Consider the following 13807-nt stretch of genomic DNA (forward strand, 5'->3'; position numbering starts at 1 on the left):
AGTCTCCGGGATTTTTATTTTTTAATAGAAAAAGCGGTTAAAGCAAATTAAAGAATAATATGAAGCTAAAGTCATGTTTCACTTAGTTTATATTCTACACAATAACAAAATTATAGTAAATACGGATTCCCGTTATTGGGAATAAAAAATATAATCTAATTTTAGTGCATCAATAAAGTGAAAAATAAATTTCACTTTTAAAAGAATTAAATTAATATATTTACGTTTTAATTTTAAAAAACGATGAAACACAATTTAAAAAAATTATTCTATTTATTATTTCTAGCATTAGGAATAATTTCTTGTAGGCAACAAGAATCATTATTGGAAACTCAAAATGAAGAGAGAACATTTAACCTTTTCAATAAAAATAATTACGCCCAATCTAAAAATTCCCAAGATAAGTCTTCTTTAGGAAAATTGTACTCTTCAGATTTTTTACAAGCCTTTTATTCTTATGATCTAAAAAATGGAACAAATTATACAGGGCTTAATATAAAAGGACCAATTCCTACATCCTATATTAACTTCAGAGTCCACTCCCAAGTAATTGAAGATAAAGAAGGAAATATTTATATGTATTTCCCGGTAATAAAGAATGAAAAAGTTTCTAACATTTATTTTTCTAAGATAAATAAGAAAAATACTATTCTAGGATTATATAAACTAAAAAATACTGAACAAGAGTATAATAATATATTTTCTGCGTTTGAAAGAGTATTTAATCATCCGAATGAAAAGATGCTTTCCAAAAGTGGAGGTGTAACAGAAATTGATGAAGTTGTAATTACAGGACCGTCTAACCCTTCAGATGATATGGGTGAAATAGGTCCCGGACAGTGTGAAATGTATGGGCAATGTAATAATGGTGGTGGTTCTGGAAACTCCGGCGGTGGCGGCGGCGGTGGCGGCGGAAATGGGACTCCAACAATTTCATTTACTCCTCCTCCACCTCCAGAAAATCCTATTAATGATATAAAAGATTTTTTAAGTTGCTTGGATATTACCAAATCGGCTAATTTAACTGTATATGCGCAAACAATGTTAAGTTCTCCTCCAGGACATGCATTTATATCGATTACACAGGGAAGCTATACGATGACATACGGATTTTATCCTAAAAAAGGTTTTCCTAATAATGCAACAGGTCCAAGTACTTTTGCTGACGATAGTGGACATGCCTACACTCACTCATGGAATGTGGGTACGATATCACCAACACAGCTTCAACAAATTATTGCAACATCAGCAGCATTTTCTTCAGGCATTTACGATATTGCCATTAATAATTGTGCAGATTTTACTCTAAGTTCACTAAATTACGCAGGAGTTAATATTGATACTTCAGGCTTTGATACACCAAATACAGTTTCAAACATAATAGAAAATCATAATGGAAATTCAACCAAAGGCAATGCCCCTCAAACAAAAAGATGTAAATAATAATTTAACTATAATTCTTAAAATTATAGCTATAACATCTTTCTTTTTTATCTGTGGAATAGACCAAGTAGGATTACCTATTCTGATCTTATTACCGCTTTTAATTATTGGTCTATTTCAAGGTCTAAGTCATTTTAATCTTGAAACATTTTTTGGATTTATTTTCGCAGTAAGTCAGATAGGAACTTTAATACTTTTTTTTAATAAAAGGTACTATAATAAATATTTATTACTTTTTTGTTTTATCTCTTTATTATTATCAGCTTTTTATATAACAGGTATTTTTAATCCTGATAATTATTATGATAAAAAGGCTTTACCAATATCTTTTATATTACCCATGTCTATTTTTACAATAAGCTCACTAATTTTGATTATAAAAAGCTTCAAAAAAAATAATTGTGAATAAAATTAATAATCCCGTATAAGATACGGGATTATTTTTATGAAATTTCAAACAAATTATATAAATCATAAAGTTGATTTTAAATAAGCACCTGTTAATGGTGCTTTATTTTTTATGTCTTAATTTATTATGATTTCCTTTAAGTCGTTATTTTTTCTGTTAGTCCTACCGGTAGCATATCGGCCCGTTGTAGCATCCTTAGTATGATTTGCCATTCTTCGCCGGTGCTTCAATTTCCTTCAGTTTATTATTGCTCATTTCATCAAGGATATCCAAGAACAAATGCTTGTGGGTATAGAAATCAGCTGTAACTTTAAAATATTGCCTTCAGTATCTTTTGTACACCTTTTTGGTGATCCGGGCGTACCTTTTTATATGCCTTTTAGGTATCAGCAGGAACTTTAGACACTCAAATTATTGTAAAGACACAAGTATAAGAGATTGAGAAACAGTACTAAATAGAAAAGCACTCTTTTCAGAGTGCTTTTCTGTGGTCCCACCTGGGCTCGAACCAGGGACCACCTGATTATGAGTAAGGGATCAGGGTATTTACTTTTGTTTACTTTTATTCATAAATACATTGTTTTCCAATTAATTACAATTAAAATTCATTTTGAATTTTGACTTATTTTTACTATTTTTGACCTTTAACCTTGACCCAAAACTTGACCTATGGCAACAACACAACTCATGCTCCGACATAAACCTAAAGCAGACGGAAGTCTTCCAATTGTTTTCAAAGTATATCTAGGCAATAAATCTAAAGTTATAACTACTCCATTTTCCGTACAAGAAAATCAATGGGATACTAAAAATAAAAAAGTGAAATCATCTCACGGCAAAGCCCGTGAAATTAATGAATCTTTGAAAAAATTAGACACCCGTCTTAATGAAGCTATCGTAGAACTGGAATCCGAAGAGCTCGATTATAATTTAGACGACATTGATGCAAGGTTTAGAACACAATCCGCAGGTAACAAAATAAAATCTATTTCTGTGAAAGAATTTTTTCAACAGAGAATTGATGCATTAAATGAGCTTAGTAAATTCGGATATGCCAAAACAATTAAAGAATCCATGCAATCGTTATTCAGATTTGAAAAAAATATAGACTTAAGATTTAAGGATATTGATTTTGAATTTTTATTGAAATATGAAAATTTTTTAGCAAAATCTTGTAGCAATACAACTATCAGAATCAGAATGACCGATTTAAGAACATTATTTAATCTTGCTATAAAGTCGGGTTATGCAAGAAAAGAAGATTATCCATTCGGCAGTTACAGTATTCAGAAAAGATTGAAAATGCAGTCTCGTAAAATAGCATTGAGCGAAGAACAGTTTTCAATGTTTAAAATTTTTGATTGTGGAAGCTTTCCCAAATACACTAATACTTATAAAATGTTTTTATTTTCTTACTACGTTGGCGGTATGAACTTTAAAGACATGGCATTCTTAGAATGGGATGATATAAAAGGTAATCGTCTGTACTATACCAGAAGTAAAACAGGTCGGGACTTCAATGTTCCTTTGAGATCAGAAGCATTGGAAATATTGGAATATTACAGAAATTACTTAAAACCAGAAGAAGTAAAATATATCTTTCCTGTTATCTTAAAAAATAAACTTTCAGATAAGCAATTGTACGGAAGGTATAGAAGATGTTTAAAAATCTTTAACTCTGATTTGAAATTCATAGCAGAACAAACGGAGGTTGATGAAGATATAACCAGTTATGTAGGGAGACATACTTTTGCCACTCACTTAAAATTTAATAATGTTTCTGCGGATGTAATTAGTCAGGTAATGGGACACTCTTCTGTTTCTGTTACTAATTCATACCTGAAAGATTTTGAGGATGGCATTATTGATGATGCTTTTAGTAAATTAGTATAAAATTTTTCTCCAATTGAAAAACATAAATACATACGACATAAAATCTTACAATAGAATAATGCGTGAGATTGGAATAGGGGGATTAGATGGCATTAAAAATCTGATTGAGCAAAATTTATATTTAGAATACGGATATATTAAGGATTTTATCCCTCAACAATATAATTTAAGATACCAAAATCTAAATGATAAGGGAAAGATCATTGTCATTAATGATATCATCAAGGAACTTAATTATGAAAGTCAAATAATTGGAAAACGTGATGATTTTGAATATTTTAATTGGAAAGTATCTCTATCTGAGGAATTTCCACATATTTTTAATAATTCTGCTGCTGATATAGAGAAAAAAGTGAATGACTGGCATTTTGATATATCACTATATGATATAGCTCCTTTTTCTTATAGCCTTTCCGATAATGATTTAATGGTAAATTGTTACGGATTACTCAAAAGTCTTGTTGATGATTTAGAAATTGACCCCATTGGTAAAAATAAAATTTTCAAAGATATTATTAACCAATTGCAAGAATCTATTGAATATAATAGTGTGTTTTTAGATGCCAATGCTACAAAAGATGATATCTATTTACTTACTGAAAAAATCACTTTGTTATATCAGCAAATATTAACAATGATAAAAAATACATTTTCTCAATATCTCAATCTCTCAATTTTTGTAAATCCAGTACATTCTAATTCTACTCCACTCAATAATACAATCAAACAAACTGTTTTTGGAAAGAACTTTGATTTTATTGGGCAACTGCATGAAAACCTCTGGACAAAAGGATTTATTGACGAATCTTGTACTAAAGAAGTATTTTTACAGCATTTTTATATAGATATAATTCCATCAGAACCAATTATACTGATTGGTAAAACCCAATCTGATTTAGCACATCTGATTGATTCTCTAAGAGACTTTTTCAAAGAAGATTATCAGGATAGCACATTTTTTAATAAGTTTTGGGCAGAAAGATTTCTGTTTTTAACTAATAGTAACAATCAGATTCCAAAAATTAAAGACAAAAATAGTATTAGCAGAATTATTAGTGAAGTGAAAACAGGCAATAGACAACCAACAAAAATTAACACAATTGCTGAAATTGTTGAAAATTTAAGAACTCATTCCGCAGTAATTCCACACAATCTTAACAAAAAGTTTTAAAACTCCTTTATACAGGGAGTTTTTATTTTTTGTGGAATAATCTATTCCTCAACTCTTCCTCAAAAATATACAGAAATTGCAATTGAATTTATATAACAATAAAAAGAAAATTATATGATAAAAATTGTAAATGAATTAAGAGAAATTCTAACGAACATTGCAAGAGAATTAAAAGAGCTGAAAGAAACAGTTAAAATGTCAACTATTCTTAATAAAGAAGTACTAGATGTATATGAAGCGGCGGTACTCACAGGATATAAGGTAAGTTATATACATAAACTTAGTAGTGTAGGAACAGATTTACCTATCTACTCATCTTCTGGCAATGGAAAACTTTACTTTAAAAGATTAGAATTGTTGGAATGGATGACAAAACACAAAAGAAACAATTTTACTGATTTCCAAAATAATGTAAATAAATATTTGGCAAGAAAGACAGCTTAATTATGGAAAACACAAAAATACAATAGACTTTGTTTTAGTTTATTTTCTTTTGACAGTTTGGTTTAGATTGCGCATAATAATCTTGTTAATCATTCAGACAGTCGGATTTAGACCTCAAATAATAGCCTAAAAATCAAGTAAAATTTTAAAACAATATAAAACCTCAAAAAATATAGCAAACAAGCTGTATGAGCTATCGCTATATCCTTATTCTAAATAATAAAATGATAAACAAAATAAACAATTGTAAAAACAGAGCTATTGTAAGCTCATTTAATAATATTGAAGAAGTAGTAAATTTCATTAAATCTCCACCTCAAGAACATATTCAATATGTAGAAAATGCTAGAAACCTAGAAAGAAAATCTAAAGAATACAACTACATTAAGCTCAACAAATTACCTGCAATAACAATTAATTTTAATTTCTCAAATAATTATATATCAGGAAAAAATGTTTCGAATCCTACAGGATATCTTTATCTCGATGTTGATGGAATGACCGAACAAGATTTTGAGATTAATACAACCTATATATGTGCATACTGGAGAAGTTTATCTAACACAGGCATGACATTAGTTGTGAAAGTAGATGGATTAACTCTAAATAACTTTAAGGAAGCTACCAAAAAGATAGCTAGATTATTAGACATACCTTATGATGAGAAAGCAGTATCAATTGATAGGTTGACCGTTCTTCCTTATGAGAGACATGCATACTTCAATAGTAGCACAGAAATTATTCCAGTATTTCAATTGTTATCATCCGATTTGACAGTTTCTGATGAAAATGATGTTACAAAAAATACCCACTACAATAGTATTAACAATAATAATATTAAAAAACTGTCTAAATACGATTGTAATGGGTATAAAATTAGATTTGACAATTTGGATGAACTCATAGAATCTAAAAATATAGAATATGACGAAAATGGTTTTTATGATTTTGGAAAGGATAGTAAATTGAGATATGCTAAAGTTTTTGTTCCTTTTACAGCTATAGAGTCAGATAAAAGATACTATATATTAGAAAAAATAACTCTTCAATTAGTCGCTTTAAATAAAAAAGTATCTAAAAAAAATATTTATGGTTGTATTAATAAAATTAACAACAACAGAATGACTCCTCCTGTTGAAAATAATTTTGTAGAAGATCTTTTAAATAAGATATATAAAAATATAAAAGAGATTGAACCTAATTTTAATGAAGAAAGAAGATTTATTTATGATAAAACAAAGTATCTTACTACAAAGGAAAAAAGAATCCTAAATATGAAACAACTCGGAAAGGATAAGTCTAATAAATCTGTAGCTGAATTATTCAAAGTAATGAAGGAATGGAATTATAGTATACATGGCAAAATTACCATCAAAAGTCTGTCAAAAATAGCTTCAAAAAACAGAAAGACTGTCCAAAAATATTATAAAGAGTTAAAGGCTAAATTAATCCCAATTATGGATCCAAACATTAAAAATCAAGAAAACATCTTGGAAATATAATTTTCAATTTCATAGAAGGAAAAATTTGTTCAAAGCATGTAATGATGAATATTTCAAATTTATAAGACCTCCAACATTGGAGGTTTTCTTTATTACAACTACAAGTTAATTATAAATCAATTAATTCCTATCCAATTATCTAATTTATAATTAAAAATATCCATTTGTTTCATTTGTGTTCTTCCTGAATCATATATCTTGTTATTCATTTTTTTTATAGCTTCTATGACTTTTTGATTTTCTTCTTTCTGAAGATCTAAAACATTCTTTGCATATGTGAGTGTTCCCAAAAATCTCGTATTATGCTCTTCGGTAATTTTTTCAAAAAATTTGAATGCCATATCGTTATACTGATCTCTTTGAATTAAATCAATAATTTGACGAATGACATTATCTGGGGAGATTTTCGGAATAATTCTTTTAAACAAAAATTGTTCTTCAAAAATTTTAAATATATCTTCGTTTCCATGCCCAGTTTGCTGTAAGATCTCAAGGTTCTCCAAAATTAAACAATCAATTATATTTGATTGATCGTGAGAGTCAAAGGTTTTAATTAATTTTGTCCACATCTTTTTAGCCGATGCCAAGTTGCAAGTAGCATTTGCTGTATTGTATAAAAGTCTTTCAAATAGATATTCTTTTTCAGAAGAATTATTACAAATAATATCCCATAAAGTTTCCCATTCTTTCCATTCTTGAGTAAATCCAATAACTCCATTACCTATAAAATTTTCTAAACAAATTTTGAAACCTGCATTATTTTCATTTAGGAGAATTTTATACATAATTTCAAACCAGAAATTACGATTTTTATGATGTAAGGCTAACCACCATAAAGGTTGTGGAAATCCGCAGAAAACATTTAAACAGTCACATAACAGACTATCGTTTACATTTGATAGAAAAACTGTTACGTCTTCATTAAATAAATCAATATTCCCTAAAATTTTTTCAGTCAACTCTTTTGGTGGATTTTCTGTAGTTAATATAACAGCCTTAATCCAACGTAGATCCATTCTATTACCGTCTAATATTGTAAAAATTTGTTCTTTTTCTAATTGAACTATATATTCCCAATTATTTAATGCCCATTTTAAATTAGATAATAAGAAACTAGTATCATAATAATTAATTAAATTTGAAAAAAGATTCTTTCTAATTTCTGAATTATTTTTAGTTAATGCCAACAAATCTTCCATTATAGACATTTCATATTCGTCAATAATTTTATTTTTTGAAATTTGAAAATCTATTCTTTTATACCAAGCATTCAAAACCTCCATACCTATTTTGATATCTATATATTTAGTAGCTGTAGACATGGTTGAACTAAACCTAGCCCCATTTAAATAAATTTTTAAGGGAATATTATTTATAATTTGCGGATAAATAACACCCCACAAATTCCATAATTCTACAATTTGTTTTTGATTAAATTTTTTCCATTCAATAATTGATTCACTCCCGTAATCAATTGAAAATGTTGCTATAACTTCATAAGCTCTAATAGCCACATCAGTTCGATTTAAAGATTTAACGATTAGGCTATTACATATAACTTTCAATTCTTCTGAAAAATTAAACCAATTTTGTATTACAGCACTTATTAAATTAAATATAACTGTAGGATGCTCATCTTTAAAAAGAAACTCTATAAATTTTTCATCTAAAATATTTTGGTTTCTAAAAATTTCGTATATAATTTCAGACCTTATAAAAGCCTCTTTTACTTGCAGAAGTATTACAAAAATTTCTTTATCAATAGTATTCTTTCCTTTTTGTGTTTTAATATACCCCCAAATTTCATAGCTTGACGGAAATTCTTTTTGTTTCAATTTATTTTCGACTTCAGACACTTTGCTTTTATCCAAGCTTAAGGACAAGTTTTTCATGCCAGCTCCACCATTCGTTTTAAATGGTATTTGATTGTTATACCATTCAATATCATAATAATCAGTTCCTCCTTTTTGTATTTTAAAGATTATTTTTTCTTGTTGCTCTATATTTAAGTCTCCAATTATTTTTGTTAAAAATAAAAGGGAATTATCTTCAACTGCTGGAAAAATAGAATTTAAAGCTTTAAATCCTAATTCTATTACTTGCGATCTAAATTCAGGATTAATCTGATTATAGATAAAGAATAAATTTCTTGAAGCAATAAAGGCTGTTTGTTCATTAAGGCAGAAAATACTTTTTTTGTATAGGTCTAATTTCTCTTCAAGATAAATAGTGCTTTTATCGAGAAAAAGATTTAGTCCTGCACTTAAAAAATTTGAGTGGGTTGTGATAACTATTTGTTTTTTAATTGAAATTAAATTTCTTTTTTCTAGATAACCTAAATCTTTTTTAAGCTGTATACTTGGAGTGAAATTCTCAGAATAAGAAGGAAAATCAGATTCGTTTTCGTCTAGGGAGTGAATATATACATCTTCTCCTAAGCTTGAAGGCAATTCAGTATCTGAAGAATAGATATATGCTAAATCTTTGAAATCAACTCCATAAACTGAAGAGGATGATACAGATAGTATTGATAACAATTGTGCTGAAGATAGATTTGATGTTTCCAGTTGATTGGCAATCTCTCTAGAATTACTTTTAGCAATATGTACTAGTTCACTAAAATTTTTACCCTCTAATTTTTCTATATCCTCACTTGCTAAATATCTAAGCTGTCCAATTTGAAGCTGGCTTTCATTTTGTGATTCTATTATACCTTTTTCAACTGTTTCAAAAATATTTTTTGTCAATGAATTCTCCTTTGATATAAACTCCCAAAAAGGAAGCAAAGTTTCTATATCATGAAGAGTTAAATCAAACCACTGCATTTTCCCAATTGAACATTCTTCTATCGTTTTGGTATTATTCACATCAAACAAAAGTTCTATACGACTTGTTATTATTAATAAATGATGCTTTTCTTTAGTATCTAATAACTCCTTAATACTTTTTAATATTTCCGTAAATTTATCTTTGAGTTCAACATGACCAAAAGGGTCTGATAGAATTACTATTTTATTATCTAAAATATTGGTTTGTAGAAATTTTTTGATATTATAAATTTCATCGTGAATAAAATAATTATAGCCCTTCAAGACAAAACTCTCAGATATTTTTTTTGCCAACTCAGTCTTACCACACAATGAAGTACCTGTCAATAATAAGACATAATCTTTTTCAAGTTTTAGTAATAAACTTTTCTCTTCATTTCGGGTTTTATATAATGGATCAACAAATGGATTTCCTATCTTATTTAATTCTAAAAGTTCTTTTATCCTTTTACTAATATCAAATCCTTCATCTCTTCCACCTAATACAACCTGTATCAATTTCAGATAAATTTCTTCAGTTTTTGATTGCGCAATTTGGCATTTGCTATTTAAATATTGTAAAACTGCCGTGTCGACCTTTTCATCAGTGAATTCTTCTACAATTATACATCTTCCCAATAAATCTTTAACCATTTTATGGTTAAGCTTCAATGCTTGGTTATAACAAAATTGCTCTCTTTTTTTATTAAGGTCAGTATCTCCTATTTTTATTTTTTTAAGTTCCTTCAAAAAAAAACTTGATAATTCTTTAGAAGTAAGAACAGCAGCGGAATCATTTATTTTGTTATAGTCTTTTTTTAAAAATACAATAGAATCACTACATCTTGAACGAGTTACAAATATAACTTTAGTATTTTCATTATCTATAAGCTTCTGTAATAGATTATTATTGCTTGTACGTTCCTCAAAATGGCACAGCCACTTTATTAATTGAGGTATTCCTAAAATTCCCTCCTCTCTTTTGACTTGTATTTCAATAAACTGCTTAGTAGAATCTTCATTTTCAATTTCTATTAAAGCATCTTCACTCCCTATTTTTTCTACATACATCTTTGTAGAATTATTTCTCAGAAATAATGCATTTAATACTGTAACTCGGTATTGATATTCATAACCTTTTGGTCCAGATAATTGTATACTCATTTCAGGTTATTAGCTTATGTTTTGTTATAATTATAAAATTAATTGTAGAATATTTTATTGATAAATAAAAATTAGATTACAATTTTTTTCTGAGTACTTAATATATCTTGTTCTGTAAACTCTGAGTATCGTTCAGAAAGTTTATCTCTGAGGTTAAATAATCTTTTTTCAGAAGAGTCTACAATTTGAGAAAATAAACAAATTTGAACTTTACCCATTTCAACATTATTAGAGTTTGAAACGGTATGATTAGGTTGTATCTTTTCTGAAAATGATTCGCCAACTAAAAATGCATTTATGTAAGGATTTCCAAGTAGAGTTCCACAGTTCATAAAATCTTCTACGTAACCTACTGCTTGATTTTTTTCTTCTCTGCCGAGTTTATAGCCTCCTCTTTTTAATTCTATAATTAAAACTTTTTTGATATTTGAAATACTTGTTTCAGTATCATAATCATTAATACAATTTATTGAAAAGGTGGAATCTCCCATTACAACGATATCTGGTCTTTTTTTGTTATTGTTGAAATTATCCTTATCGATTTTCTTTCCAAAAACTTTCTGTACTGTAGTATGTAATTGATTATTGTAGGAATATTCTGGAGAGTCGTATTCAGGACCAAATATCCATCTCGCACTAGCAATTAGTGGATGTAAAACATGAAGCTCATCAACTGTCTTGTCGGATGATAATTTTCTTATGGATTCTATAACAGAAATTCTTTTATCAATTTCATCTAAAACAATTAAAGCATCTTTTATTGACCAATTATCCAGAAGCTTATTCAAACCATTTATATCTTCGCTTGTAAGTGTAGAGATCTTTTGAAGCAATTCAGAACCATTCCTTGTATTCTCTAAATTAATCAATGTTTCCATTGCAAGATTAATTGATTCTTGCTTAGCAGTTGGGTTTGTTTTAGTAATATGATCTAATGCTTCATTAAATTCATATTTTGCCAATGGTGTAAGAGATGCATAATCTTTATTATAGTTTTGCTTAACAATTTTCTTTGTTTCTTCAACATTTTCTATTGCAATTTCGTTAAAAATAATTCCTATTTCTTCCGACAGTTTTTCAAAAATAAAATCTAAGTCTCTACTTTTTTTGAAGCCAGACCAATCTTCTCTAATATAACTTTCGAGATCATTTGTTTGAATAATAACAGAATATTTTTTTGCTTCCTGCGTTCTCCCATCTAAAATAATATTTGTTCCCAACGCCCATGACGGTTCACCAATTAATCTACCCGATTGCCAAATTGCCACACCTTGATAAAGCGTGTTTTTTCTTGATTTTTTAGTATCTATTAAACTTATAATGAAACTACATTTCTCTATTTCAATTGGAATTGTTTTAACTACGCCCGAATGATTTTCTAAATTAATTATTTTTTTATTTATAGAAATTTTAAAATTAGGATCATGTAAAAATCTAGCGGAAATAATATTATTTATTTCAGAAGATTTGGGAATATTTTTTTTAACAATTACTTCCAATTTTGTCCCAGGATATCTTGATTTTGCAAATTGTTCCTTTTTTATTATAAATGGCTCTGTATCATCTTTTGTAGTAATAGTAAATGTCGATTCCTTGCCATCTTTATTAGTGATTATTTTATATTCATCATTAAAACATAGTAATCCATGTCTTCCAACACCGTTTCGACCATATGCAATCCTTTTTAGATCTATACCCTTTGCAAATTCAACTTTTTTTCCTTGATTTTTCAATCTGTTGTACCCAAGTTTCATCCAACGAGCTTTGAATTCATCAGCAGTTAATCCAGTACCATTATCTTTTATGATTAGTGGCTGCCCATACTCATCTGGCAAGAAAATATCGACTTCAGTTGCTCCTGCATCCCACGCATTTGCAACTAGTTCAGTTAAAGCAATGTCAGGTTGAGATCCTAAATTGCCTAATGTTCTCAATAAAAAATCTTCTTCAAATAAAGAACCTTGTACAAAATCATGTTTTTTCATTGTGTATTAGTTATTAGTTTAAATAGTAATATTAGACGTTGATCATAGATTTAGTATATAAAACTAATATTTTTATATAAATATCTACAAAATTAATTATTCAGCTTCAGTAAATGTGCCTTATTTGAATATCAAAATATTGCAAATACTTAAAGATAAATCCATATTACTTCATCTAAGTTAGGACATAAATATAAGTATCTCATATTTAGAAATTGATTTGTAATGATATTTATTTAATTTAGTGATTATTTGAAGTATAATAATCGAAATAAAAAATTATAAAATCCATGAATTACACATTAGAAGAATTAAAGAAGCAATTAATATCGCTTAATTACGAAAAAGAAAATGAAATTGAGATGTTGGATAAAGTAAGTTTAGATAACTATCTTGATAAACAATTAGATGAAATTAATTATTTGATTGCTATAAATATTGATAATATGAGTGATCCCAAAATTAAAAATATTTTTGACCTTGCAAAATCTAAAGAAACTACAATCGTATCAGGTGAACTTTTAGATTTAATTTTTAAAAATAATCTTCTCTATAGAATTAAATATGAATTAAGTAAAATTTAATTTTAACAGAATTATGAAGCACCCTTATTCTAGTATAGATGAAATTAATAAATTTCTTAGCGAACAAAACTTAGAAGAACATGAAATTTTTAACGCTGATATATCAATAAATACATATTTAAATAGTATAGATATTAAAACGAAGGTCATAATATCTTTTGCAGATACATTTAATTGGGTTGTAGTAACTTTTATTGAAAGTACACTTAATACAGATTTGTATCCAACTGTGTTTAAGGCAAAATTTGATGAAATGGTATATGAAAATGATAAATACCTTCTTATAAAAGGTTGTCACTCGAATAATAGAAAAATTGGAAATTATAAAATAATTATAACTCCAAATCGAAAAAATTAAAAAATACTGAAATGAAAAAAAATAAAAATATAAGCATAACCAATATT

10 protein-coding genes are annotated in these 13807 nt (G+C 27.7%); 8 read left to right on the plus strand and 2 right to left on the minus strand.

Annotated features, from left to right (window positions below; translation table 11 throughout):
- Positions 1-243 precede the first annotated feature (243 nt).
- The 6 genes from AC07UM_RS21100 (at position 244) to AC07UM_RS21125 (ending at position 6862) form a co-directional block, all read left to right on the plus strand.
- Positions 244-1443 (plus strand): hypothetical protein, encoded by a 1200-nt coding sequence (locus AC07UM_RS21100; RefSeq protein ID WP_494684511.1) that lies wholly within the window; start codon positions 244-246, stop codon positions 1441-1443.
- Positions 1394-1852, plus strand: a complete 459-nt coding sequence (locus AC07UM_RS21105; protein ID WP_494684512.1) for a hypothetical protein — start codon at positions 1394-1396, stop codon at positions 1850-1852. Before AC07UM_RS21100 ends, AC07UM_RS21105 begins: the two co-directional genes overlap by 50 nt.
- A 669-nt stretch (positions 1853-2521) precedes the next feature.
- Entirely contained in the window at positions 2522-3745 is a 1224-nt protein-coding gene (locus tag AC07UM_RS21110; protein ID WP_494684513.1) for a tyrosine-type recombinase/integrase, read from the plus strand.
- A 58-nt stretch (positions 3746-3803) separates the two neighbouring features.
- The gene (locus tag AC07UM_RS21115; protein ID WP_494684514.1) at positions 3804-4916 is read left to right on the plus strand and encodes a hypothetical protein; all 1113 of its coding nucleotides are present in this window, start codon (positions 3804-3806) and stop codon (positions 4914-4916) included.
- A 114-nt stretch (positions 4917-5030) separates the two neighbouring features.
- Positions 5031-5360, plus strand: a complete 330-nt coding sequence (locus AC07UM_RS21120) for a hypothetical protein (protein WP_052003793.1) — start codon at positions 5031-5033, stop codon at positions 5358-5360.
- Between the two features lie 224 nt (positions 5361-5584).
- On the plus strand, positions 5585-6862 hold the full coding sequence (locus AC07UM_RS21125) for a hypothetical protein (protein ID WP_494684515.1): 1278 nt from the start codon (positions 5585-5587) through the stop codon (positions 6860-6862).
- Positions 6863-6978: 116 nt separating this feature from the next.
- On the opposite strand, the gene AC07UM_RS21130 is transcribed toward AC07UM_RS21125, so the two are convergent.
- Together AC07UM_RS21130 and AC07UM_RS21135 are read right to left on the minus strand one after the other, a co-directional pair.
- Complete coding sequence (locus AC07UM_RS21130; protein WP_494684516.1) at positions 6979-10833, minus strand: nSTAND3 domain-containing NTPase; 3855 nt, start codon at positions 10831-10833, stop codon at positions 6979-6981.
- Positions 10834-10904: 71 nt separating this feature from the next.
- Complete coding sequence (locus AC07UM_RS21135) at positions 10905-12818, minus strand: ATP-binding protein (RefSeq protein ID WP_494684517.1); 1914 nt, start codon at positions 12816-12818, stop codon at positions 10905-10907.
- 290 nt (positions 12819-13108) lie between these two features.
- Here AC07UM_RS21135 and AC07UM_RS21140 point away from each other — a divergent pair, with 290 nt between their 5' ends.
- Positions 13109-13402 (plus strand): hypothetical protein, encoded by a 294-nt coding sequence (locus tag AC07UM_RS21140; RefSeq protein ID WP_494684518.1) that lies wholly within the window; start codon positions 13109-13111, stop codon positions 13400-13402.
- Between the two features lie 13 nt (positions 13403-13415).
- Complete coding sequence (locus AC07UM_RS21145) at positions 13416-13760, plus strand: hypothetical protein (RefSeq protein ID WP_034736921.1); 345 nt, start codon at positions 13416-13418, stop codon at positions 13758-13760.
- Positions 13761-13807: the final 47 nt, after the last annotated feature.

The organism is Chryseobacterium sp. GW821-FHT04C04 (assembly GCF_059420365.1).